Genomic DNA, 25,777 nt, shown 5'->3' on the forward strand with positions numbered 1-25,777 from the left:
GCCAGAACATTTATTTGGAATATTTATGAACCTCAAGGGAAAACGCAGAACGCTGTTTCTGCTGCTGGCGGTCGTGGTTTTGGTCGGCGGATACTGGCTCTGGCAGGTGCTTAATGCGCCGGTGCCGCAGTATCAGACACTGATTGTTCGTCCGGGTGAACTGCAGCAAAACGTCCTCGCAACGGGCAAACTTGACGCCCTGCGCAAGGTTGATGTCGGTGCTCAGGTCAGCGGCCAGTTGAAAACGTTGTCGGTAGAGATTGGCGACAAGGTGAAAAAAGGTCAGTTGCTTGGGGTAATCGACCCTGAACAGGCTGAGAACCAGATCCGTGAGGTGGAAGCGACGCTGATGGAACTGCGGGCGCAGCGTGCACAGGCACTGGCAGAGCGTAACCTCGCGCAGGTGACGCTCATCCGCCAGCAGGCGCTTGCCAAAACTCAGGCTATTTCGAAACAAGATTTAGATACTGCCACCACAGAACTGGCGGTCAAGCAGGCGCAGATTGGCACGATTGATGCACAAATCAAGCGCAATCAGGCCTCGCTGGATACAGCGAAAACCAACCTCGATTACACGCAAATTGTTGCCCCGATGGCCGGGGAAGTCACCCAGATCACGACGCTTCAGGGCCAGACGGTCATTGCGGCACAGCAGGCGCCAAACATTCTGACCCTGGCAGACATGAGCACCATGCTGGTGAAAGCCCAGGTCTCAGAGGCGGATGTGATCCATCTTAAACCGGGGCAGAATGCCTGGTTTACGGTGCTTGGCGATCCGCAGACGCGCTATGAAGGCGTGCTGAAAGATATTCTGCCGACGCCGGAAAAGGTCAACGACGCCATTTTCTACTATGCCCGTTTTGAGGTGCCCAACCCGCAGGGCGTTCTGCGTCTGGACATGACCGCACAGGTGCATATTCAGCTCACCGGCGTGAAAAACGTGCTGACCATTCCACTCTCCGCGCTGGGTGAATCCACTGGCGAGGGCCGTTATAAGGTGAAGGTACTGCGCAATGGCGAAACTCGCGATCGAGAAGTGGTGATCGGCGCGCGTAACGATACTGACGTGGTGGTGACGAAAGGGCTGGAAGAGGGTGAGGAGGTTGTCACCAGCGAAAGCCTGCCAGGAGCGCCTAAATGACGGCGCTGCTTGAGCTGAACGACATTCGTCGCAGCTACCCGTCGGGCGACGGCCCGGTGGAGGTGCTGAAGGGGATCTCGTTACGCGTCGAGGCTGGCGAGATGGTGGCGATTGTCGGGGCGTCCGGTTCCGGTAAATCGACGCTGATGAATATTCTCGGTTGCCTGGATAAACCCACCAGCGGTACCTATCGCGTGGCGGGAACGGATGTCTCCACGCTTGATGGTGACGCGCTGGCAAAACTGCGGCGCGAACACTTTGGTTTTATCTTCCAGCGTTATCACCTGCTTTCTCATTTAAGTGCGGCACAGAACGTGGAAGTGCCCGCGGTCTATGCGGGCGTGGAGCGTAAGAAGCGTCTGGAGCGGGCGCAAGCGTTATTAACGCGTCTGGGGCTGGCAGAACGGGTGGAATATCAACCGTCTCAGCTTTCCGGCGGTCAGCAGCAGCGAGTCAGTATTGCCCGTGCGCTGATGAACGGTGGACAGGTGATCCTCGCGGATGAGCCGACCGGCGCGCTCGACAGCCATTCGGGTGAAGAGGTCATGGCGATCCTCCATCAGTTGCGCGATCAGGGGCACACGGTGATTATCGTGACGCATGACCCACAGGTCGCGGCGCAGGCGGAGCGGATCGTTGAGATCCACGACGGCGAGCTGGTCAGCAACCCGCCACCGCGACAGACCAGAGCGGCAGCACCGAAAGAAGCCTTGCCTGCGTCAACCGGTTGGGGGCAATTTTCCAGTGGCTTTCGCGAAGCGCTGACCATGGCCTGGCTGGCGATGGCGGCCAACAAAATGCGCACCTTGCTGACGATGCTCGGCATTATCATTGGTATCGCCTCGGTGGTGTCGATTGTGGTGGTGGGCGATGCCGCCAAGCAGCTGGTGCTGGCCGATATTCGCGCCATCGGCACCAATACTATTGACGTCTATCCCGGCAAAGACTTTGGCGACGACGAGCCACAGTATCAGCAGGCGCTGAAATATAACGATCTGGAGGCTATTCAGAAGCAGCCGTGGGTGAACTCCGCCACGCCTGCGGTTTCGCAGAACCTGCGTCTGCGCGTGGGCAACGTTGACGTGGCCGCCAGCGCGAATGGCGTGAGTGGAGACTATTTCAACGTCTACGGCATGACCTTCAGTGAAGGCGCTACCTTCAACGCCGAGCAGCTGGCGGGCAGGGCACAGGTGGTGGTGCTGGACGCGAACTCACGCAGGCAACTCTTCCCCAATAAAACCAACGTGGTGGGTGAGGTGATCCTGGTAGGGAATATGCCTGCCACCGTCATTGGCGTAGCGGAAGAGAAGCAGTCGATGTTTGGCAGCAGTAAGATCCTGCGCGTCTGGCTGCCCTATACCACCATCTCAGGGCGGATCATGGGGCAATCCTGGCTCAACTCCATCACCGTGCGCGTGAAGGAAGGCTACGACAGTGCCCGGGCCGAGCAGCAGCTGGAACAGCTGCTCACGTTACGTCACGGAAAGAAAGATTTCTTTACCTGGAATATGGACGGCCTCTTGAAAACAGCTGAAAAGACCACACGTACTCTTCAGCTGTTCCTGACGCTGGTGGCAGTGATCTCGCTGGTGGTGGGTGGCATTGGGGTGATGAATATCATGCTGGTGTCGGTGACCGAACGCACGCGGGAGATTGGCATCCGTATGGCGGTCGGGGCCCGGGCCAGCGACGTGCTACAGCAGTTTTTGATTGAAGCGGTGCTGGTGTGTCTGGTCGGCGGTGCAATGGGCATTGCGCTCTCGATGATGATTGCATTTACGCTCCAGCTCTTTTTACCCGGCTGGGAGATCGGTTTCTCACCACTGGCTATTCTTACCGCATTTTTGTGTTCGACATTTACCGGCATTTTGTTTGGCTGGTTGCCGGCCCGCAACGCGGCGCGGCTGGATCCGGTTGATGCGCTGGCCCGCGAATAGGCTGAAAATAAAAATGCCAGCCGATCGGGCTGGCATTTTGACTGCGGGATGTACACAATAAAACAGAGAGCTATGCAACCGTCTCTGCTTCAATGGGTACGATAAGGCTTGCATGATTGCCTTTTGGTCCCTGGTGTACATCGAACCGGACGGACTGCCCGGCTTTGAGCGTTCTGTAACCATCCATCTGAATGGTGGAATAGTGAGCGAAGATATCCTCGCCGCCGCCTTCGGGGCAGATGAATCCAAACCCTTTGGCGTTGTTGAACCACTTAACAGTACCCATTTCCATGCTTCGACATCCTTCGTAAATCTTATAAATTAAGATGGAATGAACCGGTGGTGGAGTGGGGGCTGTTCAAAACCTCGCCATCTCACGCTTGTACAATTTAGAGAAACGAAAGAAGTCGTCAAGCGTTTGGGGCTGGAGATGGGACAATAATCAACCAAAGTTTGAAGCAGTTAACGCTATTGCAACAGTTTGTGACAGACATCGCGGATGACAGTAATAGATGATTGTTATCTAACATCTGAGGTAGATTCAAAGTGGTTATGCATAATGGGTAAGACCAACGATTGGCTGGATTTTGACCAGCTGGCGGAAGACAAAGTGCGCGACGCGCTAAAACCGCCATCTATGTATAAAGTTATGTTAATGAACGATGATTACACGCCGATGGAATTTGTTATTGACGTGCTACAAAAGTTCTTTTCTTATGATGTAGAACGTGCAACGCAACTGATGCTTACCGTTCATTATCGTGGTAAAGCGATCTGCGGCATCTTTACTGCTGAAGTCGCGGAAACCAAAGTGGCGATGGTGAACGACTACGCGAGGGAGAACGAGCATCCGTTGCTGTGTACGCTGGAAAAGGCCTGATAAGGCATAAAATTGGGGGAGGTGCCTATGCTCAATCAAGAACTGGAACTCAGTTTAAACATGGCTTTCGCCAGAGCGCGTGAGCACCGACATGAGTTTATGACCGTCGAGCATTTACTGCTCGCACTGCTTAGCAACCCATCTGCCCGCGAAGCGCTGGAAGCCTGCTCCGTGGATCTGGTGGCGCTACGTCAGGAACTCGAAGCCTTCATCGAACAAACCACACCGGTGCTGCCAGCCAGTGAAGAAGAGCGCGACACGCAGCCGACGCTCAGCTTCCAGCGTGTATTGCAGCGCGCGGTTTTCCATGTCCAGTCTTCCGGACGTAGCGAAGTGACTGGCGCAAACGTCTTAGTCGCCATCTTCAGCGAGCAGGAGTCACAGGCTGCCTACCTGCTGCGCAAACACGAAGTCAGCCGCCTCGATGTGGTTAACTTTATTTCTCACGGAACGCGCAAAGACGAGCCTAACCAGGCATCGGATTCCAGCAATCAGGTCAATAACAATAATGAAGAGCAAGCAGGCGGGGAGGATCGTATGGAAAACTTCACCACCAACCTTAACCAGCTTGCTCGCGTTGGCGGTATCGACCCGCTGATTGGCCGCGATAAAGAGCTGGAGCGAGCGATCCAGGTGCTGTGCCGTCGTCGCAAGAACAACCCGCTGCTGGTGGGGGAATCTGGCGTGGGTAAAACCGCGATTGCCGAAGGCCTGGCCTGGCGTATCGTGCAGGGCGACGTGCCGGAAGTGATTGCCGACTGCACCATCTACTCGCTGGATATCGGCTCGCTGCTGGCGGGCACGAAATACCGCGGTGATTTTGAAAAACGCTTCAAGGCGCTGTTAAAGCAGCTGGAGCAGGACACCAACAGCATTCTGTTTATTGATGAAATCCATACCATCATCGGTGCAGGTGCGGCCTCCGGTGGTCAGGTTGATGCCGCGAACCTGATCAAACCGCTGCTCTCCAGCGGCAAGATCCGCGTGATTGGCTCCACCACCTACCAGGAGTTCAGCAACATCTTTGAGAAAGACCGTGCGCTGGCGCGCCGCTTCCAGAAAATCGACGTGACCGAACCGTCCGTCGAGGAGACGGTGCAGATCATCAATGGCCTGAAGCCGAAGTACGAAGCGCACCACGACGTGCGTTACACCGCGAAAGCGGTACGTGCGGCGGTGGAGCTGGCGGTGAAATACATCAACGACCGTCATCTGCCGGATAAGGCGATTGACGTGATTGATGAGGCAGGGGCGCGTGCGCGCCTGATGCCGGCCAGCAAGCGTAAGAAAACCGTTAACGTGGCGGATATTGAGTCCGTGGTGGCTCGTATCGCGCGTATCCCTGAGAAGAGCGTTTCTCAGAGCGACCGCGACACGCTGCGCACCCTCGGCAATCGCCTGAAAATGCTGGTCTTTGGTCAGGATAAAGCCATTGAGGCCTTAACCGAAGCGATCAAGATGGCACGCGCTGGGCTGGGACATGACCACAAGCCAGTCGGTTCCTTCCTGTTCGCCGGTCCAACCGGTGTCGGGAAAACCGAGGTGACGGTACAGCTCTCCAAAGCCCTGGGCATTGAGCTGCTGCGTTTTGATATGTCCGAGTATATGGAGCGTCACACCGTCAGCCGTTTGATTGGTGCGCCTCCGGGCTATGTGGGCTTTGACCAGGGCGGTCTGCTGACCGACGCGGTGATCAAGCATCCGCACGCGGTACTGCTGCTTGATGAAATCGAGAAAGCGCACCCGGACGTGTTCAACATCCTGCTCCAGGTGATGGACAACGGGACGCTGACCGACAATAACGGGCGCAAGGCGGACTTCCGCAACGTGGTGCTGGTGATGACCACCAACGCCGGTGTGCGTGAAACCGAGCGTAAATCCATCGGCCTGATCCACCAGGATAACAGCACCGATGCTATGGAAGAGATCAAAAAGATCTTTACGCCGGAATTCCGTAACCGTCTGGACAACATTATCTGGTTCGATCACTTGTCTACCGAGGTGATCCATCAGGTAGTGGATAAGTTCATCGTCGAACTACAGGTTCAACTGGATCAGAAAGGCGTGTCGCTGGAAGTGAGCCAGGAGGCCCGCAACTGGCTGGCTGAGAAAGGCTATGACCGTGCGATGGGCGCTCGTCCAATGGCGCGTGTGATTCAGGACAACCTGAAGAAACCGCTGGCGAACGAACTGCTGTTTGGCTCGCTGGTGGATGGCGGCCAGGTGACGGTGGCGCTGGATCAGGCGAAGAATGAGCTGACGTATGATTTCCAGAGCGCGGCGAAGCACAAGCCGGAAGCGGCTCACTGAGTGAGTTGAACGTTAATGTTAAAAACCGGGCTTTTGCCCGGTTTTTTTATGCCTACCAAGGTAAAAGCAAAACGACAACAGTGTTGTCGTTTTTAGTGTTTTCTCCCTCTCCCTGTGGGAGAGGGTTGGGGTGAGGGCAACAGACCGCAGAGGAATTTTGCGAGGCGCTTTCCAGTTTCCTTCGAAGTCAGTTGCTGGATAAAACCACAGTAATAAAATGGCGTCGCACCTGCAAAATCAGGTGCCGGGATTGGCGTCCTGATTACACACATATGGAAAGATGTTGCTAACGCAACGTCACTGGTTTCGTTCACTCTTTTTTTAGCTGCGGTATAATCCGTATCTTCAAATATGGTGGGCTGAACCGGGGCTTCTTTTGAAGCGCCGATTTTCCATATGGTCGGTACGCCAAACCGGTTCAGTCTGCCACCCGAAGTTGGCGTTTCTGGTGGTAGTTTTCAGCTCTTAATATGGAAATTATGAATATGGAAAACCAGTCTATCTCCCAACTCTACAGCGAACTCTCCCTCAACCCCGATCTCCCAACCCTTGCAGAGCGCTGCAAATTGCTCACCGAAATCCTCCTCGATTGCACATCACTCCCACAAACGCAGCCCATCTGTCGCTGCCTTGGGGCGTATCTGGAAGAAATGAAATCCGGCCTTACAGAGTCAATGCGTGATTTTCAGGTGGTGGAATTTGAGGACGAAGCGGAACAACCGAGACAAAAAGAGTGGCTGCTTGAAGGCACCGAAGCACAGTGTGATTACTGTCGGGCGTTAAACCACATACTGCTGGTATCGCATTTTGACCGCGATATGTTGCCGCACCTCACGGGATTACTCCATGACATGGCTCATTCTATGGCGGGGGATTTAATCGCTCCTGTACAACCGTGGATGACAATACATCTTCCGACGCAGCATAACTAAAGCCATAAATAAAAAAGGCCGGGATTATCCCGACCTTTTAAATATTCATCTGCCATTACAGGCGAAAACAATTAGCGACTACGGAAGACAATGCGGCCTTTGCTCAGGTCGTACGGGGTCAGTTCAACAGTCACTTTGTCGCCCGTCAAAATGCGGATGTAGTTTTTGCGCATTTTACCGGAGATGTGCGCAGTTACCACGTGACCGTTTTCCAGTTCTACGCGAAACATGGTATTAGGCAACGTATCAAGTACGGTACCCTGCATTTCAATATTGTCTTCTTTGGCCATCTAATCCTCTGGGGTATCACTACCAAGTTTTGAACCGGCAAGATAATGCCGAAATTCATCAATTAAGTAAAGAATTGCGCGATTAAAACGCAGCAAAACAGTTTCGGCGCATTGCCCAAGCGTCACGGTACAACCGAACAGGAAGCGCATTCGTAAAGGGGAGACGACAGGATAAACGTCAGGACGTTATCTGAAGCGAGGGTCCCAAACGGCGGCGGGGCAACAGGCAGAAGCTACTCTGCGGCATAATTATAACACCCTCACAAAAAATATGCGGAAAACATTTAGGCATTGGGCAGAAAGAGCGTTCTCGGTATCCAGAAGTCGCGCGGGAGCTTCTCCTGACGGCTGGCATCCAGTTGTTCGATGTACTGGCGTCGCGGAATTTCAACAGCACCCAGGGAGGCCGTATGCTCGTTGAGTACCTGACAATCGATCAGGCGTCCGCCGCGTTGGGCAAACGCCTGGCAGAAGACCAGCAGCGCCGTTTTCGAGGCATTCACCGCGCGGGAGAACATGGATTCGCCGCAAAAAAGCGTCCCTTGCGCGACGCCATACATGCCGCCGACGAGCTCACTACCTTCCCATACCTCGATGGAATGGGCATAACCCAGTTCATGGAGCTGGTGGTAAGCGGTAATGATATCGCGCGTTATCCATGTCCCTTCATAGCGGTCTTCAGCACAGCCTTCAATCACCTGACCAAAGGCGTGATTCAGGGTCACCCGATACGGTGATTTAGCGTGGAAACGCTTCATGCTGCGGCTCAGGTGAAACTGCGCAGGCCACAGTACGGCACGCGGATCGGGAGACCACCATAAAATCGGGTCACCGGGGGAAAACCAGGGAAAAATACCTCGCTGGTAGGCCATCAATAGTCGTGCAGGACTGAGATCGCCACCAAGAGCCAGCAACCCATTGGGTTCACGTAGCGCCCCCTCCGGAGAAGGGAACGCAATATTATGACGAGAAAGCTGGACCAGGCGCATGACAGCAGAACTCCAATACGCGAGTGAGGATCGGTACAAATATAGTCTACAGACGCTGTTTAAACTGGTAGTAGCGACCCTGTTTCGCCAACAGTTCTGTGTGACTACCTTGCTCAATAATGTGTCCGTTGTCCATCACAATTATCTGATCAAAACTCGCCAGTCCGCGCAGGCGGTGCGTGACCATCAGCACGGTTTTACCGGTCATGACATTGGCCAGCAAATCAAGGATTTGGCTCTCGGTTGTGGCGTCCAGACCTTCCGTCGGTTCGTCCAGCAACATCAGCGGCGCATCGTGCAGCAGCGCGCGGGCAATCGCCAGACGGCGCAGCTCACCGCCGGAGAGCTGACGGCCACCTTCACCCAGCCAGCTGTTTAGCCCTGCATCTTCAAGCAACTTATGCAGTCCAACCTGTTCCAGCATGGCGCTCAGTTCTTCATCAGAGGCCTCTGGTGATGCCAGCAGCAGGTTATCGCGCAGTGTGGCGCTAAACAGATGCACGCGCTGCGGAACCACACTGACAGTTTTGCGCAGAGACTGTTCGCTGAAATCTGTCAGCAACGTATCATTGAAACGAATCTGACCGTGTTGCGGGTCCCAGGCGCGGGTCAGCAACTGTAACAGCGTCGATTTGCCACAGCCGGTACGGCCGAGTACGGCAATGCGCTGGCCAGCGTTTACCGCGAGATTCACACCTTCCAGTGCGTTCTGCGCCTGCTTGTCGTAAGCGAAAGTGACATTATCAAGCGTGAGCGCAACGTTCTCTGGCACCGCGGTCTGTGCGTCACTGAATGTGACTTCAGGTTCTTGCTCGGCGATCTGGGTGATGCGCAGGGCGGAGGCGATTACCTGTCCCAAATGCTGGAAAGCGCCTGTCACCGGTGCCAGCGCTTCAAATGCGGCCAGAGCACAGAACACGAAGAGGGCAATCAGAGGACCTGGCTGCGTATTATCGCCGATACCACCGGATGCCAGCCATAGCATAGCGATTACTGCCACGCCGCCGATTAACATCATCAGCGCCTGAGAGAAGGCCGTCAGTTCCGACTGGCGGCGCTGGGCTTCATGCCAGTTCAGCTCCGTACTTTCCATCTGCGCGCGGTAGCGCTTGCTGGCACCAAAAATGGTCAACTCGGCCTGCCCCTGAAGCCAGGAGGTCAGTTGCTGGCGGTAGTCCCCGCGCAGGCGCGTCAGGTTTTCCCCGGTGGATTTCCCGGCGCGGTAAAACAGCGGTGGCAAAATAATGAGCGTGAGCAACATGATCCCACCCAGCGTCAGCGCAACGGGAACATCCAGAACGGACAGTCCCAGCGTGACCACTACAATCACCACAAACGCGCCCACGATCGGGGATATCACGCGCAGGTACAGGTGATCCAGCGTGTCGACATCCGCTACGACACGGTTAAGTAACTCACCCTGACGAAAACGCGCCAGCCCGGCAGGGGAGAGGGGCTGGAGTTTGCTGAAGGTGTAGATACGCAGGTGCTGCAGCACGCGGAAAGTGGCGTCGTGGCTGACCAGCCGCTCGAAATAGCGTCCGGCAGTACGGGTGATGGCGGTACCGCGAACACCGGCCGCCGGAAGCATATAGTTGAAGCTGTACAACCCGGCAACGCCCGCAACGGCAGAGGCCGACAGGAACCAGCCGGAAAGGGTGAGCAGGCCGATACTGGCGAGCAGCGTCACAATCGCCAGCACAATCCCCAGTGTCAGCATCCATTTGTGGCGTTTATAGAGCGCAAGATAAGGCAGCAGAGCACGCATCAGATGTCCTCCTGACGATTTGCCAGCAGGGCGGCAAACGGTCCCTGCGCGGTAACGAGAGAGGCGTAATCGCCTTGCTCAACAATACGGCCGTTCTCCATAACCCAGATCTGGTCCCAGTCGGCAATACCTTCCAGCTGATGGGTGACCATCAGGGTGGTTTGCTGCAGAGAGGCGTCATTCAGGGCATCCATTACGCGCTGCTCGCTGTGTGCATCCAGGCTGGCTGCGGGCTCATCAAGCAGCATCAGCTGGCACGGGTTAAGCAGCGCACGGGCAACCGCCACACGCTGCGCCTGTCCGACGGACAGCCCGGCAGACTGGTCGCCGACCACGGTATCAACTCCCTGCGGAAGTTGCGGCAGAAATTCGCTGACCCAGGCGCGGTCGAGAACCGATTGCAGCTCGTCTTCTCGGGCATCCGGGCGCGCCAGCAGCACGTTTTCACGCAGCGTAGAGGCTGGAAGCTGCGGATTTTGGCCTACCCAACTCAGCTGTTTACGCCAGGCGTCAGGATCGAGGTTGCGCAGTTCCGTTTTGTTGATCCGCAGTGAACCTGTGTAGGCCATAAAACCGGATAGCGCATTCAGCAACGAACTTTTCCCGGAACCGCTGGTGCCGACGAGCACTACGCGTTGTCCGGCAGGTAAGGTAAAGTTCAGCGGACCCGCGAGCACTTTGCCTTCGGGTGACAAAATGGAAAAGTCCTGCGCTTCAATGGTCACGGGATCTTTAGCATTCAGCGTAATGTCACCCCGTTCCGGGTGCGCCAGCGGCGTTTCCAGGAATGTTTTCAGGCTGTCGGCCGCGCCAACCGCCTGTGCTTTAGCGTGATAGAAGGTCCCCAGGTCGCGAAGCGGCTGGAAAAACTCCGGGGCCAGGATCAGTGCCAGGAAACCGGCAGAAAGGGTCACCACCGTGCCGTAATGGCCAAAATCCAACGCGCCGAGGTAGGAGAAGCCGAAATAGACCGCCACGAGGGCAATCGACAGCGAGGTGAAGAATTCCAGTACGCCTGAGGACAGGAACGCCAGACGTAACACTTCCATGGTGCGCTGACGGAAGTCCTGCGATGCCTGGCGAATGTTTTCGGTTTCCGCTTCACCGCGGCCAAAAATGCGCAATGTTTCCATGCCGCGCAGACGGTCGAGGAAATGGCCGCTTAAGCGACCCAATGCCAGGAAGTTACGACGGTTAGCGTCCGCAGCCCCCATGCCGACCAGCGCCATAAACAGCGGGATCAGCGGGGCGGTGCCCATCAGAATCAGCGCGGCCATCCAGTTCACCGGGAAGATGGCGAGCACAATAAGCAGCGGAACAAAGACGGCAAGAGCCATTTGCGGCAGGTAGCGCGCATAGTAGTCGTGCATATCGTCAATCTGCTCAAGAATCAGCGTCGCCCAGCTACCGGCCGGTTTACCCTGGATCCACGCGGGTCCGGCTTCCTGAAGGCGATCGAGCACCTGACGGCGGATCTCGTAGCGGATATGCTGTCCGGCGTGAAACCCGACACGCTCACGTAGCCATACCACCCAGGCTCGCAGGATAAAAATCAGGATCAGAACAATAAAGGGCAGCAGGAGCGCTTCGCGTGGAATGTTCTCCATGATCATATGATTAAGAATGCGGGCCAGCAGCCATGCCTGGGCAACAATCAACAGACCACTGACGAACCCAAGAATACGGGAGATCGTAAGCCAGCGGCGGGAAAGAACGCTTTGCTGTTTCAGCCAGCGTGTTAACTCTTGTTGACGGGTTTTTTCCATTGCGTACTTTGCAGGTGACGTTATTAGAAATTGGGCAGCGCAATGTTACAACGGTGAGACAATAAAGGCGACTTATCGCCGCCTTTATTTACGTTTGTTACTGACTTGTAAAGATTATTTACCTTGTTCAGCCAGTCCATCGAGGTAGCGTTCAGCGTCCAGCGCGGCCATACAGCCGGTGCCCGCTGAGGTAATCGCCTGACGATAAATATGGTCCATCACGTCACCAGCGGCGAACACGCCCGGGATGCTGGTCTGGGTCGCGTTGCCGTGAATACCAGACTGCACTTTGATGTAGCCGTTTTCCAGCTCTAGTTGACCGTCAAAGATCGCGGTGTTCGGGCTGTGGCCGATAGCCACAAACAGACCCGCCACTTCCAGCGTTTCAACATTATCGGTGTTCTGGGTATCACGGATACGCAGACCCGCAACGCCCATCTGATCGCCCGTCACCTCTTCCAGGGTGCGGTTGGTATGCAGCACGATGTTGCCGCTTGCCACTTTATCCATCAGACGTTTGATCAGGATTTTTTCTGCGCGGAAGGTGTCGCGACGGTGGATCAGATGCACCTCAGAGGCAATGTTCGCCAGGTAGAGCGCTTCTTCCACTGCGGTGTTACCGCCGCCAATGACCGCGACTTTCTGATTGCGGTAGAAGAAACCGTCGCAGGTAGCGCATGCAGAAACGCCGCGGCCTTTGAACGCTTCTTCGGATGGCAGACCGAGGTAACGGGCAGAGGCACCGGTGGCGATGATCAGCGCGTCACAGGTGTATTCGCCGCTGTCGCCCGTCAGGCGGAACGGACGGTTCTGCAGATCGACCTTATTGATGTGGTCGAACAGAATTTCGGTTTCGAATTTAGCGGCATGCTCGTGCATACGCTCCATCAGCAGCGGCCCGGTCAGGTCGTGCGGGTCGCCTGGCCAGTTTTCCACTTCGGTGGTGGTGGTCAGCTGACCGCCTTTTTCCATGCCGGTAATTAACACCGGTTGCAGGTTAGCGCGTGCAGCATAGACCGCCGCGGTATATCCCGCAGGTCCAGAACCAAGGATTAGCAGCTTACTGTGTTTAGCCGTGCCCATGAGATCCCCATTGTTGTTGGCAGACATTTGGCAGGATTGTAGGGAATTTGTTGCCGTAAAAAAAGAGCGCAGCAATTTTGATATCAATCTGTGTAATAGCCGCTGACGATGAATGGCGCGCGATAACATCGCGCTTTCCCTTGAAAAACGGTCGTTTGTAAGGCAATAAAATGAGGATTCATACCCTGCCTTAATGAATATCCGGCATGTTGTACTAAAAAACGATGTTTTGCTTTGACAATCCCCTGCGCTTTTGCGAAAACATTCAAGGAAGAAAAAAAACCGCGTTAACCGTGTGCCGCATAGGCATGCATGTAAATGCCATTTTTACCGGGTCAGTGAAATCTACGCATGGCGTGGACAGACGCCATACGTGATGTCGGTGACTGCCTTCGGGCAACGGTCTTCTTACCAACAGAACCCGAATCCGCATCGCGTCTAATACAAAACCAGGCGATGTGATGACTAACGGGTACAGGCTCTGAACAGTGATGTGCACAGGGTCCAGGCAGGAGTAGGGAAGGAATACAGAGAGACAATAATAATGGTAGATAGCAAGAAGCGCCCTGGCAAAGATCTCGACCGTATCGATCGTAACATTCTTAATGAATTGCAAAAGGATGGGCGTATTTCCAACGTCGAGCTTTCAAAACGTGTGGGACTTTCCCCGACGCCATGCCTTGAGCGTGTGCGCCGACTGGAAAGACAGGGTTTCATTCAGGGCTATACTGCTCTGCTGAACCCGCATTATCTGGATGCCTCACTTCTGGTATTTGTTGAGATTACTCTGAATCGTGGTGCGCCGGATGTGTTTGAGCAATTTAACGCTGCTGTACAAAAACTTGAAGAAATTCAAGAGTGTCACCTGGTGTCCGGTGATTTCGACTACCTGTTGAAAACCCGTGTGCCGGATATGTCCGCCTACCGTAAGCTGCTGGGTGAGACCCTGCTGCGTCTGCCGGGCGTGAACGACACCCGTACTTATGTGGTGATGGAAGAGGTCAAACAGAGCAATCGTCTGGTTATTAAGACGCGCTAACACGGAACAGGTGCAAAATCAGCGTAGTTTGATTACACTCCTGTTAATCCATACAGCAACAGTGCCGGGGAGTCCCGGCGCTGTTGTCCGTTTTAGCAAACAGGCAGGATATGCCTGATACCTGGAGAGCCTTTCTTGAGCCAGGAATACACTGAAGACAAAGAAGTCACACTATCGAAGCTAAGCAGCGGACGTCGTCTCCTCGAGGCTTTGCTGATTATTATTGCCCTTTTTGCCGTCTGGCTGATGGCAGCCTTACTCAGTTTCAACCCCTCAGATCCCAGCTGGTCACAAACTGCATGGCATGAGCCTATCCATAATTTAGGCGGTGTCCCCGGAGCCTGGCTTGCGGACACGCTGTTTTTCATTTTCGGTGTGATGGCCTACACCCTTCCCGTCATTATCATTGGCGGATGCTGGTTTGCGTGGCGTCATCGTCAGAACGATGATTACATCGACTATTTCGCGGTTTCGCTGCGCCTGATTGGCGCGCTGGCACTGATCCTGACCTCATGCGGTCTGGCGGCCATTAATGCCGATGATATCTGGTACTTTGCCTCTGGCGGAGTGATCGGCAGTTTGTTGAGTTCTGCACTGCAACCGATGCTCCACAGCAGCGGCGGCACGCTGGCGCTGCTGTGCATCTGGGCTGCCGGGCTGACGTTGTTTACCGGCTGGTCCTGGGTGAGCATTGCCGAGAAAATCGGCAGTTTTATCCTCACCATTCTGACCTTCGCCAGCAACCGTACCCGTCGTGACGATACGTGGGTGGATGAAGACGAGTATGAAGACGAAGATGAGGATGAAGCGCCTGTGCAACGTCGCGAATCCCGTCGCGCCCGTATCCTGCGTGGGGCATTGGCGCGTCGCCAGCGCGTAGCTGAAAAATTTGCCAACCCGCTTGGACGTAAAACCGATGCCGCACTCTTCTCTGGTAAGCGTATGGATGAAGACGAGCAGGTTGAGTATCGCGCAGCAGGTAACGCCGTCGATCCTGATGATGTGCTTTTCTCCGGGAGCCGTGCCACGCCGGGTGACTTTGACGAATACGATCCGCTGCTAAATGGCCAAACCGTTACCGCGCCGGTTGCCGCAGCCGCAGCAGCAACGACCGCTGCGCAGGCGTATGCCGCACCTGTCGAAGCCGTGATGCCATCTGCACCGGTTCCACCGCCGGAATCCGTTATTCAGCAGCCTCAGGTTGACTGGCAGACAGCACCCGGTGTTCACACACCGGAGCCCGTTATCGCCCCTGAACCGGAAAGCTATATCCCTGTGCATCAGGAGCAGTGGCAGGAGCCTTATCAGCCGCCGCAACCTGAATATGAACCGCAGCAATATGAACAGCCTGTGGCCCAGCCGTATCAGGAGTATGTGCCTGAGCCGGTTGAATCTGTGCAGCCTTATGTAGCGCCACAGCCTGAACCTGAAGTGGTGGAAGAGGTGAAACCCTCTCGTCCACCAATGTATTATTTTGAAGAGGTTGAAGAGCGTCGTGCTCGTGAACGCGAGCAGCTGGCAGCCTGGTATCAGCCTGTGCCTGAACCGGTGCAGGAGCCGGTTACCAAAGCACCTTCTTTCTCTGTTCCGCCGGTTGACCCAACACCTGCTGTTGCTCCTGTTACGGAAAGCGTTAAGCAGGCAACTGCGGCGGCGGCCGTGGCTGCACCTGTCTTCAGTCTGGCAACAGGTGGGACACCACGTCCTCAGGTGAAAGAGGGTATTGGCCCACAATTGCCTCGTCCTAATCGTGTCCGTGTGCCTACTCGTCGTGAGCTTGCTTCTTACGGTATCAAGCTGCCTTCCCAGCGTATGGCCGAAGAAAAAGCGCGTGAACCAGAGTACGAAGATGACGCCGATGAAATGCAGCAGGACGAGCTGGCTCGCCAGTTCGCAGCGCAACAGAATCAACGTTACGGTGAGGAATACCAGCACGATGAACCGATTCTGGAAGATGAAGATGACGCGGCGGAAGCCGAATTAGCGCGCCAGTTTGCCGCAACGCAGCAGCAACGCTATTCCGGTGAACAACCTGCTGGTGCGAACCCGTTCTCGCTGTCTGATTTTGAATTCTCGCCAATGAAGGATCTGGTGGATGATGGTCCGAGCGAGCCTTTATTTACCCCGAGCGTGATGCCGGAAGCCGAGCCAGTGCGTCAGCAGCCAGCTCCGCAGGCTTATACGCAGCCGCAACAGGCGCAACAGCCTCCGCAATTCCAGCAACCTGCGCCTCAGGCGCAGGAAAGCCTGATTCACCCGCTGCTGATGCGTAATGGTGACAGCCGTCCATTGCAACGTCCAAGTACGCCGTTACCGTCGCTGGACCTGTTAACGCCGCCGCCGTCTGAAGTTGAGCCGGTCGATACGTTTGCGCTGGAGCAGATGGCGCGTCTGGTGGAAGCTCGTCTGGCCGACTTCCGTATCAAGGCGGACGTGGTGAACTACTCTCCTGGCCCGGTTATTACCCGTTTTGAACTGAATCTGGCGCCGGGTGTTAAAGCCGCGCGTATTTCGAACCTGTCCCGCGACCTGGCGCGTTCGCTGTCGACCGTTGCGGTACGTGTGGTGGAAGTGATTCCCGGCAAACCTTACGTTGGCCTTGAGCTGCCGAACAAAAAACGTCAAACCGTTTACCTGCGCGAAGTGCTGGATAACACCAAATTCCGCGATAACCCATCCCCGCTGACCGTGGTGCTGGGTAAAGATATCGCTGGCGATCCGGTGGTGGCTGATCTCGCCAAAATGCCTCACCTGCTTGTAGCGGGTACCACCGGTTCCGGTAAGTCCGTCGGCGTGAACGCCATGATCCTCAGCATGCTTTATAAAGCGCAGCCGGAAGACGTGCGTTTCATCATGATCGACCCGAAAATGCTCGAACTGTCGGTCTACGAAGGCATTCCGCATCTGCTGACCGAAGTGGTCACCGACATGAAAGACGCCGCCAATGCCCTGCGCTGGAGCGTCAATGAGATGGAACGCCGCTACAAGCTGATGTCTGCGCTGGGCGTGCGAAACCTGGCCGGTTATAACGAGAAAATTGCCCAGGCTGTGCGCATGGGACGTCCGATCCCGGATCCTTACTGGAAGCCGGGTGACAGCATGGATGCCCAGCATCCGGTGCTGGAAAAACTGCCTTATATCGTCGTTCTGGTGGATGAGTTCGCTGACCTGATGATGACCGTCGGTAAGAAAGTGGAAGAGTTGATTGCCCGTCTGGCGCAGAAAGCGCGTGCGGCCGGTATTCACCTTGTTCTCGCGACCCAGCGTCCTTCCGTGGACGTTATCACTGGTCTTATTAAAGCGAACATTCCGACGCGTATTGCGTTTACGGTATCAAGTAAAATTGACTCCCGTACCATTCTTGATCAGGGCGGCGCAGAGTCGCTGCTGGGTATGGGTGACATGCTCTATTCCGGCCCGAACTCCACCTCTCCGGTGCGTGTCCACGGCGCGTTTGTCCGCGATGAGGAAGTTCACGCCGTGGTGCAGGACTGGAAAGCGCGCGGTCGTCCGCAGTATGTTGATGGTATTACCAGCGATGTAGAAAGCGAATGCGGCGGTGGCGGTTTTGACGGTGGAGAAGAGCTGGATCCATTATTTGATCAGGCGGTTAACTTCGTTACCGAAAAACGCAAAGCGTCCATCTCTGGCGTTCAGCGTCAGTTCCGCATCGGCTATAACCGCGCAGCGCGTATCATAGAGCAGATGGAAGCGCAGGGCATCGTGAGCGAGCAGGGGCATAACGGTAACCGCGAGGTGCTTGCTCCGCCGCCGTTTGACTAACCTTCAGCGATTGCAAAGAAGGGTAAATCAGCAAAAAATTAAGCATTTTCTTCTGTCGCCTGCCTTCGGGCAGGTCCAGAATAGAAGACGGAAACCCCATTTCGGGAAGACGTATTTTAAGGAATAACAATGAAAAAAATCGCCATCGCCTGTGCATTACTGACCAGTTTTGTCGCCAGCAGCGTCTGGGCTGATGCAGCCAGCGACCTTAAAAGCCGACTGGATAAAGTAAGCAGCTTCCACGCCAGCTTCACGCAAAAAGTGACGGACGGCAGCGGCAACGCGGTACAGGAAGGCCAGGGAGATTTGTGGGTAAAACGCCCAAATCTGTTCAACTGGCACATGACCCAGCCGGATGAGAGCATCCTGGTGTCGGACGGCAAAACCTTATGGTTCTTCAACCCGTTCGTTGAGCAGGCAACGGCCACCTGGCTGAAAGATGCCACCAGCAATACGCCGTTTATGCTGATTGCCCGTAACCAGTCCAGCGACTGGCAGCAGTACAATATTAAACAGACGGGTGACGAGTTTGTCCTGACGCCGAAAGGCAGCAACGGCAACCTGAAGCAGTTCACCATTAACGTAAGCACCAACGGTACCATTAATCAGTTCGGCGCGGTTGAGCAGGACGATCAGCGCAGCAGCTACCAGCTCAAGTCTCAGCAGAACGGCGCCGTTGATGCATCGAAATTCACCTTTACCCCGCCGAAGGGCGTAACGGTGGACGACCAACGCAATAAGTAAGAGGCGTGAGTGGGCAATCTGTCGCTCGATTTTTCAGATAACGCGTTTCAACCTCTGGCCGCCCGTATGCGGCCAGAAAATTTAGCGCAGTACATCGGCCAGCAGCATCTGCTGGCTGTCGGAAAGCCTTTGCCGCGCGCCATTGAGGCCGGGCATCTTCACTCCATGATCCTCTGGGGCCCCCCTGGCACCGGAAAGACCACGCTTGCAGAAGTTATCGCCCGCTATGCCAACGCGGACGTTGAACGTCTTTCGGCGGTCACCTCCGGCGTGAAAGAGATCCGCGAGGCGATCGAGCGTGCGCGGCAGAACCGCAATGCCGGGCGGCGTACCATCCTCTTTGTGGACGAAGTCCACCGCTTCAATAAGAGCCAGCAGGATGCTTTCCTGCCGCATATTGAAGACGGCACGATTTTCTTCATCGGTGCAACCACTGAAAACCCATCGTTTGAACTGAACTCGGCGCTGCTTTCGCGTGCGCGCGTTTACCTGCTCAAATCGCTGACTACCGAGGATATCGAAAAGGTTCTCACCCAGGCAATGGACGACAAAGCACGCGGCTACGGTGGGCAGGATATCGTTTTACCTGACGAGACGCGTCGTGCGATTGCTGAGTTGGTCAACGGTGATGCGCGTCGGGCACTGAATACGCTGGAGATGATGGCCGATATGGCCGAAATTGATGACTCCGGCAAGAGAGTGCTTAAACCGGAACTGCTCACCGAGATTGCCGGTGAACGTAGCGCGCGTTTCGATAACAAGGGCGACCGTTTTTACGATCTGATCTCGGCGCTACATAAGTCCGTACGCGGCAGCGCGCCGGATGCGGCACTTTACTGGTACGCACGCATTATCACTGCCGGTGGCGATCCGCTGTATGTAGCACGACGTTGCCTGGCTATTGCCTCGGAAGATGTCGGCAATGCTGATCCACGGGCGATGCAGGTTGCGCTCTCAGCATGGGACTGTTTTACCCGCGTCGGTCCCGCTGAAGGGGAGCGCGCCATTGCGCAGGCGATTGTCTATCTGGCCTGTGCGCCGAAAAGCAATGCGGTCTATACCGCCTTTAAAGCGGCAATGTCTGATGCGCGTGAACGTCCGGACTACGATGTGCCGGTTCATCTGCGTAATGCACCGACCAAACTGATGAAAGAGATGGGGTATGGTCAGGAGTACCGTTATGCCCATGATGAACCCAATGCCTACGCTGCCGGAGAGGAATATTTCCCGCAAGAGATGGCACAAACGCGCTATTATCACCCCACAAACAGAGGTCTTGAAGGCAAGATTGGTGAAAAGCTCACCTGGCTCGCCGGACAGGATCAAAATAGCCCTATAAAACGCTACCGTTAGCGCTATCGTTGCGGTAATGTTGGCAATGTATCCCTGTGACCGCAGGCTGTGGTCACATTTTCCTATTTTAATTCGATAAGCACAGGATAAGCATGCTCGATCCCAATCTGCTGCGTAACGAGCCAGACGCAGTCGCTGAAAAACTGGCACGCCGGGGCTTTAAGCTGGATGTAGATAAGCTGCGCGCTCTTGAAGAGCGTCGTAAAGTTCTGCAGGTACAAACTGAAAATCTGCAGGCAGAGCGTAACTCTCGATCGAAATCCATTGGCCAGGCGAAAGCGCGCGGGGAAGATATTGAGCCATTACGCCTGGAAGTGAACAAACTGGGTGAAGAGCTGGATCAGGCGAAAGCTGAGCTGGATGTTCTTCAGACCGAAATTCGTGATATTGCCCTGGCTATCCCGAATATTCCTGACGACAGCGTGCCTGTCGGCAAAGATGAAAACGACAACGTTGAAGTGAAACGTTGGGGTACGCCTCGCGAGTTCGACTTCGAAGTGCGCGATCACGTAACGCTGGGCGAAATGCACGCGGGCCTGGACTTTGCGGCAGCGGTTAAGCTGACCGGTTCTCGCTTCGTGGTGATGAAAGGCCAGATTGCCCATCTGCACCGCGCGCTTGCGCAGTTCATGCTGGACTTGCACACTGAGCAGCACGGCTACAGCGAAACCTACGTACCGTATCTGGTCAACCACGATACGCTGTACGGTACGGGCCAGCTGCCGAAATTTGCCGGCGATTTGTTCCATACCCGTCCGCTGGACGAGGAAGCAGACAGCAGCAACTACGCGCTGATCCCAACCGCGGAAGTGCCGCTGACTAACCTCGTGCGTGATGAGATCATCGATGAAGACGACCTGCCAATTAAGCTGACGGCACACTCTCCGTGCTTCCGTTCTGAAGCAGGATCTTACGGTCGCGACACGCGCGGTCTGATTCGTATGCACCAGTTCGACAAAGTTGAGATGGTGCAGATCGTCCGTCCTGAAGAATCCATGGACGCGCTGGAAGAGATGACCGGCCACGCTGAGAAAGTGCTGGAGCTGCTGGGTCTTCCGTACCGTCGTATGGCCCTGTGCACCGGTGATATGGGCTTTGGCGCCTGCAAAACCTTCGATCTGGAAGTGTGGGTGCCTGCGCAGAACACCTACCGTGAGATCTCCTCTTGTTCTAACGTCTGGGATTTCCAGGCGCGTCGCATGCAGGCACGTTGCCGCAGCAAAACTGACAAGAAAACCCGTCTGGTTCATACCCTGAACGGCTCTGGTCTGGCTGTCGGCCGTACGCTGGTTGCCGTGCTGGAAAACTATCAGCAGGCAGATGGTCGTATCGAGATCCCTGAAGTACTGCGCCCATACATGAAAGGTCAGCAGTACATCGGCTAATTCTTTGCCTCACAACAAAAAAGCGCCTTCGGGCGCTTTTTTTATGCCTCTGAATTGATACTACGCAATACCCCCTCCCTCCAAAGTAGTAATACTCCTCCGAATGAAAGTTAGCATAAAAGACTGATAACGAAGAGTTTCGTTATATATAAAACTATATAGCGGTATGTGCCGCCTCTCTTTTCTTTGTGAGCAACCAAGTGAGTCTCTATGAAAATCAACGCGCCTGAAGCATTAATGGCAGCTGAGGTCACTCGCCGTGGGTTGATGAAAACCACGGCAATAGGCGGCCTGGCTATGGCCAGTAGCGCCCTCACGCTTCCTTTTACCCGGCTGGCGTCGGCGGCAGATGCATTGTCCCCGGCGACAGCTCCGGAAAAAGTGGTGTGGAGCGCCTGTACCGTAAACTGTGGTAGTCGTTGTCCACTGCGTATGCATGTGGTGGATGGCGAAATTAAATATGTTGAAACCGACAATACCGGGGACGATAACTACGAAGGATTACATCAGGTACGCGCTTGTCTGCGTGGCCGTTCCATGCGTCGTCGTGTGTATAATCCGGACCGTCTGAAGTACCCAATGAAGCGCGTCGGCAAACGTGGGGAAGGAAAGTTCGAGCGCATTAGCTGGGATGAAGCCTACGATATCATCGTCACCAACATGCAGCGTTTGATCAACGAGTATGGCAACGAATCCATCTACCTGAACTACGGTACCGGGACGCTCGGCGGCACCATGACCCGTTCCTGGCCACCGGGTAAAACACTGGTGGCGCGCCTGATGAACTGCTGCGGCGGATATCTCAATCATTACGGCGACTACTCGTCGGCGCAGATTGCCGCCGGCCTGAACTACACCTACGGTGGCTGGGCAGACGGTAACAGCCCGTCTGATATCGAAAACAGCAAACTGGTTGTGCTGTTCGGTAACAACCCGGGTGAAACCCGCATGAGCGGTGGCGGGGTGACATATTACCTCGAACAGGCTCGCGCTAAGTCCAATGCCCGCATGATCATCATCGATCCACGCTATACCGATACCGGTGCCGGGCGAGAAGATGAGTGGATCCCAATCCGTCCAGGTACCGATGCGGCGCTGGTCTCAGCGCTGGCGTGGGTGATGATCACCGAAAACCTCGTCGATCAGCCTTTCCTGGATAAATACTGCGTCGGTTACGACGAGAAAACCCTGCCAGCCAGCGCGCCGGCAAACGGGCATTACAAAGCGTACATTCTTGGCCAGGGCAGCGATGGCGTGGCGAAAACGCCAGAGTGGGCATCCACCATCACCGGTATTCCGGTCGAACGCATCGTCCAACTGGCGCGTGAGATTGGCTCAGCCAAACCGGCCTATGTCAGCCAGGGCTGGGGCCCGCAACGTCATGCAAACGGTGAAATCGCGACCCGCGCCATCTCTATGCTCTCCATCCTGACCGGCAACGTTGGTATTCACGGCGGTAACACCGGCGCGCGTGAAGGCTCCTATGAAGTACCGTTTGAACGTATGCCGACGCTGGATAACCCGGTTCAGACCAGCATCTCGATGTTTATGTGGACCGATGCGATCGAGCGTGGTCCGGAAATGACCGCTTTGCGCGACGGTGTGCGCGGCAAGGACAAGCTGGATGTGCCGATCAAGATGATCTGGAACTATGCCGGCAACTGTCTGATCAACCAGCATTCTGAAATTAACCGTACCCACGAAATCCTGCAGGATGACAAGAAGTGCGAGATGATTGTGGTCATCGACTGCCACATGACCTCCTCGGCAAAATATGCCGATATCCTGCTGCCGGACTGTACTGCATCTGAGCAGATGGATTTCGCGCTGGACGCCTCCTGCGGTAACATGTCCTATGTGATCTTCACCGATCAGGCCATCAAACCTCGCTTTGAGTGCAAAACCATCTATGAGATGACCTCTGAGCTGGCGAAACGTCTTGGCGTTGAGCAGCAGTTTACTGAGGGGCGTACTCAGGAAGGGTGGATGCGCTATCTGCATGAGCTCTCTCGTAAAGCGATCCCTGATCTGCCGGATTTCGACACCTTCCGTAAGCAAGGTATGTACAAACAGCGCGATCCGGAAGGGCACCACGTGGCGTACAAAGCGTTCCGTGAAGACCCGCAGGCGAACCCGCTAACCACACCGTCGGGTAAAATCGAAATCTACTCCGAAGAGCTGGCAAAAATTGCCTCAACCTGGGAATTGCCGGAAGGGGACGTTATCGATCCGCTGCCGATCTACACGCCGGGCTTTGAAAACTATAACGATCCGCTGACGGCGAAATTCCCGCTGCAGTTGACAGGTTTCCACTACAAAGCGCGAGTTCACTCCACGTACGGTAACGTCGACGTACTGAAAGCCGCCTGCCGTCAGGAGATGTGGATCAACCCGATGGATGCCAAAGCGCGCGGCATCAACAATGGCGATCGCGTACGCATTTTCAACGGGCGTGGTGAGGTGCATATCGAAGCCAAGGTTACACCGCGCATGATGCCTGGCGTTGTCGCGCTGGGGGAAGGGGCCTGGTATAACCCGGATGCCAACCGCATCGACCAGGCAGGCAGTATTAACGTACTGACTACACAGCGCCCATCGCCACTGGCGAAAGGTAACCCATCTCACACAAACCTTGTTCAGGTTGAAAAGGTTTAAGGAGTAACCGATGACAACCCAGTATGGATTTTTTATTGATTCCAGCCGTTGCACCGGGTGCAAAACCTGCGAGCTGGCCTGTAAAGATTACAAAGATCTGACCCCGGACGTCAGCTTCCGCCGTATCTACGAATACGCCGGGGGTGACTGGCAGGAAGATAATGGCGTCTGGCATCAAAACGTGTTCGCCTACTACCTGTCGATTGCCTGCAACCACTGTGAAGATCCGGCCTGTACTAAGGTCTGTCCGAGTGGGGCGATGCACAAGCGCGATGACGGTTTTGTCGTCGTGGATGAAGATGTCTGCATCGGTTGCCGTTACTGCCACATGGCCTGCCCGTATGGTGCGCCGCAGTACAATGCCGCTAAAGGTCATATGACCAAGTGCGACGGCTGCCACTCACGCGTGGCGGATGGCAAAAAACCGATTTGCGTCGAGTCCTGTCCGCTGCGCGCGCTGGACTTTGGCCCAATTGAAGAGCTGCGTAAAAAACACGGTCAGCTTGCGGCGGTAGCGCCACTACCGTCAGCGCACTTCACAAAGCCGAGTATTGTGATTAAACCTAACGCCAACAGCCGTCCGACAGGTGACACCACCGGCTACCTGGCAAACCCGAAGGAGGTGTGAGATGGGAAGTGGATGGCATGAATGGCCGCTGATGATCTTCACGGTCTTTGGGCAATGTGTTGCCGGTGGGTTTATTGTGCTAGCCCTGGCGCTGTTAAAAGGCAACCTCAGTGCTGAACAGCAGCAGCGTCTCGTGTTGAGTATGTTTGGTCTGTGGGTACTGATGGGAATTGGCTTTATTGCCTCAACGCTGCATCTGGGCTCACCGATGCGTGCGTTTAACTCCCTGAACCGCGTGGGGGCCTCATCACTCAGTAATGAGATTGCCAGCGGGGCGATTTTCTTCGCCGTCGGTGGGCTGGGATGGCTGCTAGCAGCGCTGAAAAAATTGCCTGCGGGTCTACGCAGCCTGTGGCTGATCGTGACCATGGTGCTGGGCGTGGTATTCGTATGGATGATGGTGCGCGTGTACAACACCATTGATACCGTTCCAACCTGGTACAGCGTCTGGACGCCGATGAGTTTCTTCCTGACGATGTTTATCGGTGGTCCGCTGTTGGGCTACCTGCTGCTGCGCGTAGCGGGCGTAGATGGGTGGGCAATGCGTTTGCTCCCCGCTGTTTCGCTGCTGGCGCTGGTGGTGAGTGCAATGGTTGCCCTGATGCAGGGAACCGAACTGGCAACCATTCACAGCTCTATTCAGCAGGCCTCTGCCCTGGTGCCGGACTACGGTTCACTGATGGCCTGGCGCATCGTTCTGCTGGTCGCGGCGTTGGTATTCTGGATCGCGCCTCAGCTTAAAGGATATCAGCCCGCGCTGCCGCTGCTGTCGCTGGCTTTTGTGCTGGTACTGGCAGGTGAACTGATTGGCCGTGGTGTGTTCTACGGATTGCATATGACCGTGGGTATGGCTATTGCCAGTTAACGTTGCATTTAGTTATATCAAGCCGGGCCTGAGTGCCCGGCTTTTTCTTTTTTCGATCATGAAATTTTTCGACTGTCGTTTTGTTTTAATTTCGTTCATTAATAAATAAAAACAGATACATAATTAATATCTATAGCAGGCGTGGCATTAGCAGGATAAGTTTTTTAAATCGACAGGGAACATATTGTGCGTGACGGCGAAATCAGCGGATTGACTTTGTTTTTGCCAG

At 55.2% G+C, this 25,777-nt stretch carries 19 protein-coding genes; 13 read left to right on the top strand and 6 right to left on the bottom strand.

Annotation, left to right across the window (positions count from 1 at the left end; all coding sequences use genetic code 11):
- Positions 1-25 precede the first annotated feature (25 nt).
- Positions 26-1,141, top strand: a complete 1,116-nt coding sequence (macA, locus tag ACJ9Y9_RS07620; protein WP_028019266.1) for a macrolide transporter subunit MacA — start codon at positions 26-28, stop codon at positions 1,139-1,141.
- Positions 1,138-3,078: a macrolide ABC transporter ATP-binding protein/permease MacB gene (gene macB, locus ACJ9Y9_RS07625; RefSeq protein ID WP_028019265.1), complete on the top strand. Its 1,941-nt coding sequence runs from the start codon at positions 1,138-1,140 to the stop codon at positions 3,076-3,078. Before macA ends, macB begins: the two co-directional genes overlap by 4 nt.
- 70 nt (positions 3,079-3,148) lie before the next feature.
- Here the strand turns inward: macB and cspD are convergent, their stop codons facing one another.
- Positions 3,149-3,370: a cold shock-like protein CspD gene (cspD, locus tag ACJ9Y9_RS07630; RefSeq protein WP_008499993.1), complete on the bottom strand. Its 222-nt coding sequence runs from the start codon at positions 3,368-3,370 to the stop codon at positions 3,149-3,151.
- 267 nt (positions 3,371-3,637) lie between these two features.
- On the opposite strand from cspD, the gene clpS reads away from it, so the two are divergent.
- The 3 genes from clpS (at position 3,638) to ACJ9Y9_RS07645 (ending at position 7,200) form a co-directional block, all read left to right on the top strand.
- A complete protein-coding gene (gene clpS / locus ACJ9Y9_RS07635) occupies positions 3,638-3,958 on the top strand; it encodes an ATP-dependent Clp protease adapter ClpS (RefSeq protein WP_006174393.1) in 321 nt (106 codons plus the stop codon).
- Between the two features lie 27 nt (positions 3,959-3,985).
- Complete coding sequence (gene clpA / locus ACJ9Y9_RS07640) at positions 3,986-6,268, top strand: ATP-dependent Clp protease ATP-binding subunit ClpA (RefSeq protein WP_028019264.1); 2,283 nt, start codon at positions 3,986-3,988, stop codon at positions 6,266-6,268.
- Between the two features lie 470 nt (positions 6,269-6,738).
- On the top strand, positions 6,739-7,200 hold the full coding sequence (locus ACJ9Y9_RS07645; protein WP_028019263.1) for a hypothetical protein: 462 nt from the start codon (positions 6,739-6,741) through the stop codon (positions 7,198-7,200).
- Positions 7,201-7,271: 71 nt separating this feature from the next.
- On the opposite strand, the gene infA is transcribed toward ACJ9Y9_RS07645, so the two are convergent.
- From infA to trxB, 5 genes are all read right to left on the bottom strand, one after another.
- Positions 7,272-7,490 (bottom strand): translation initiation factor IF-1, encoded by a 219-nt coding sequence (gene infA, locus ACJ9Y9_RS07650; protein ID WP_002211347.1) that lies wholly within the window; start codon positions 7,488-7,490, stop codon positions 7,272-7,274.
- Between the two features lie 284 nt (positions 7,491-7,774).
- Positions 7,775-8,479: a leucyl/phenylalanyl-tRNA--protein transferase gene (gene aat / locus ACJ9Y9_RS07655; RefSeq protein ID WP_028019262.1), complete on the bottom strand. Its 705-nt coding sequence runs from the start codon at positions 8,477-8,479 to the stop codon at positions 7,775-7,777.
- A 46-nt stretch (positions 8,480-8,525) separates the two neighbouring features.
- A complete protein-coding gene (gene cydC / locus ACJ9Y9_RS07660) occupies positions 8,526-10,247 on the bottom strand; it encodes a heme ABC transporter ATP-binding protein/permease CydC (RefSeq protein ID WP_028019261.1) in 1,722 nt (573 codons plus the stop codon).
- On the bottom strand, positions 10,247-12,013 hold the full coding sequence (gene cydD / locus ACJ9Y9_RS07665; RefSeq protein ID WP_028019260.1) for a heme ABC transporter permease/ATP-binding protein CydD: 1,767 nt from the start codon (positions 12,011-12,013) through the stop codon (positions 10,247-10,249). The genes cydC and cydD overlap by 1 nt, the downstream gene beginning before the upstream one ends.
- Positions 12,014-12,127: 114 nt before the next feature.
- Entirely contained in the window at positions 12,128-13,096 is a 969-nt protein-coding gene (gene trxB, locus ACJ9Y9_RS07670) for a thioredoxin-disulfide reductase (RefSeq protein WP_049005462.1), read from the bottom strand.
- Positions 13,097-13,640: 544 nt separating this feature from the next.
- Between trxB and lrp the strand changes: the two genes are divergently transcribed.
- The 8 genes from lrp to ACJ9Y9_RS07710 all read left to right on the top strand — a co-directional run bounded on the left by lrp (position 13,641) and on the right by ACJ9Y9_RS07710 (position 25,548).
- Positions 13,641-14,135 (top strand): leucine-responsive transcriptional regulator Lrp, encoded by a 495-nt coding sequence (gene lrp / locus ACJ9Y9_RS07675; RefSeq protein ID WP_000228469.1) that lies wholly within the window; start codon positions 13,641-13,643, stop codon positions 14,133-14,135.
- A gap of 135 nt (positions 14,136-14,270) precedes the next feature.
- Positions 14,271-17,918, top strand: coding sequence for a DNA translocase FtsK 4TM domain-containing protein (locus tag ACJ9Y9_RS07680; protein WP_028019258.1), 3,648 nt, complete (start codon positions 14,271-14,273; stop codon positions 17,916-17,918).
- Positions 17,919-18,047: 129 nt separating this feature from the next.
- On the top strand, positions 18,048-18,662 hold the full coding sequence (gene lolA / locus ACJ9Y9_RS07685) for an outer membrane lipoprotein chaperone LolA (RefSeq protein ID WP_028019257.1): 615 nt from the start codon (positions 18,048-18,050) through the stop codon (positions 18,660-18,662).
- A 9-nt stretch (positions 18,663-18,671) separates the two neighbouring features.
- Positions 18,672-20,015 (top strand): replication-associated recombination protein RarA, encoded by a 1,344-nt coding sequence (rarA, locus tag ACJ9Y9_RS07690; protein WP_028019256.1) that lies wholly within the window; start codon positions 18,672-18,674, stop codon positions 20,013-20,015.
- A 92-nt stretch (positions 20,016-20,107) separates the two neighbouring features.
- A complete protein-coding gene (gene serS, locus ACJ9Y9_RS07695) occupies positions 20,108-21,400 on the top strand; it encodes a serine--tRNA ligase (RefSeq protein ID WP_028019255.1) in 1,293 nt (430 codons plus the stop codon).
- 210 nt (positions 21,401-21,610) lie between these two features.
- Positions 21,611-24,055 (top strand): dimethylsulfoxide reductase subunit A, encoded by a 2,445-nt coding sequence (gene dmsA / locus ACJ9Y9_RS07700; RefSeq protein ID WP_028019254.1) that lies wholly within the window; start codon positions 21,611-21,613, stop codon positions 24,053-24,055.
- 10 nt (positions 24,056-24,065) lie between these two features.
- A complete protein-coding gene (locus ACJ9Y9_RS07705) occupies positions 24,066-24,683 on the top strand; it encodes a DMSO/selenate family reductase complex B subunit (RefSeq protein WP_017384545.1) in 618 nt (205 codons plus the stop codon).
- Position 24,684: 1 nt separating this feature from the next.
- Positions 24,685-25,548 carry a dimethyl sulfoxide reductase anchor subunit family protein gene (locus ACJ9Y9_RS07710; protein ID WP_028019253.1) on the top strand — a complete coding sequence of 288 codons (864 nt, stop codon included), beginning with the start codon at positions 24,685-24,687 and terminating at the stop codon, positions 25,546-25,548.
- Positions 25,549-25,777 lie beyond the last annotated feature (229 nt).

This window comes from Enterobacter sp. CPE_E1241 (assembly GCF_045618265.1).
In the GTDB taxonomy this organism is placed as follows: domain Bacteria; phylum Pseudomonadota; class Gammaproteobacteria; order Enterobacterales; family Enterobacteriaceae; genus Enterobacter; species Enterobacter adelaidei.

What these genes read in the sequence shown, in the direction of transcription:
- macA (WP_028019266.1), top strand. Translation starts at nt 26, where the DNA reads ATGAACCTCAAGGGAAAACGCAGAACGCTGTTTCTGCTGCTGGCGGTC.
- macB (WP_028019265.1), top strand. Translation starts at nt 1,138, where the DNA reads ATGACGGCGCTGCTTGAGCTGAACGACATTCGTCGCAGCTACCCGTCG.
- cspD (WP_008499993.1), bottom strand. Translation starts at nt 3,370, where the DNA reads ATGGAAATGGGTACTGTTAAGTGGTTCAACAACGCCAAAGGGTTTGGA.
- clpS (WP_006174393.1), top strand. Translation starts at nt 3,638, where the DNA reads ATGGGTAAGACCAACGATTGGCTGGATTTTGACCAGCTGGCGGAAGAC.
- clpA (WP_028019264.1), top strand. Translation starts at nt 3,986, where the DNA reads ATGCTCAATCAAGAACTGGAACTCAGTTTAAACATGGCTTTCGCCAGA.
- ACJ9Y9_RS07645 (WP_028019263.1), top strand. Translation starts at nt 6,739, where the DNA reads ATGGAAATTATGAATATGGAAAACCAGTCTATCTCCCAACTCTACAGC.
- infA (WP_002211347.1), bottom strand. Translation starts at nt 7,490, where the DNA reads ATGGCCAAAGAAGACAATATTGAAATGCAGGGTACCGTACTTGATACG.
- aat (WP_028019262.1), bottom strand. Translation starts at nt 8,479, where the DNA reads ATGCGCCTGGTCCAGCTTTCTCGTCATAATATTGCGTTCCCTTCTCCG.
- cydC (WP_028019261.1), bottom strand. Translation starts at nt 10,247, where the DNA reads ATGCGTGCTCTGCTGCCTTATCTTGCGCTCTATAAACGCCACAAATGG.
- cydD (WP_028019260.1), bottom strand. Translation starts at nt 12,013, where the DNA reads ATGGAAAAAACCCGTCAACAAGAGTTAACACGCTGGCTGAAACAGCAA.
- trxB (WP_049005462.1), bottom strand. Translation starts at nt 13,096, where the DNA reads ATGGGCACGGCTAAACACAGTAAGCTGCTAATCCTTGGTTCTGGACCT.
- lrp (WP_000228469.1), top strand. Translation starts at nt 13,641, where the DNA reads ATGGTAGATAGCAAGAAGCGCCCTGGCAAAGATCTCGACCGTATCGAT.
- lolA (WP_028019257.1), top strand. Translation starts at nt 18,048, where the DNA reads ATGAAAAAAATCGCCATCGCCTGTGCATTACTGACCAGTTTTGTCGCC.
- serS (WP_028019255.1), top strand. Translation starts at nt 20,108, where the DNA reads ATGCTCGATCCCAATCTGCTGCGTAACGAGCCAGACGCAGTCGCTGAA.
- dmsA (WP_028019254.1), top strand. Translation starts at nt 21,611, where the DNA reads ATGAAAATCAACGCGCCTGAAGCATTAATGGCAGCTGAGGTCACTCGC.
- ACJ9Y9_RS07705 (WP_017384545.1), top strand. Translation starts at nt 24,066, where the DNA reads ATGACAACCCAGTATGGATTTTTTATTGATTCCAGCCGTTGCACCGGG.
- ACJ9Y9_RS07710 (WP_028019253.1), top strand. Translation starts at nt 24,685, where the DNA reads ATGGGAAGTGGATGGCATGAATGGCCGCTGATGATCTTCACGGTCTTT.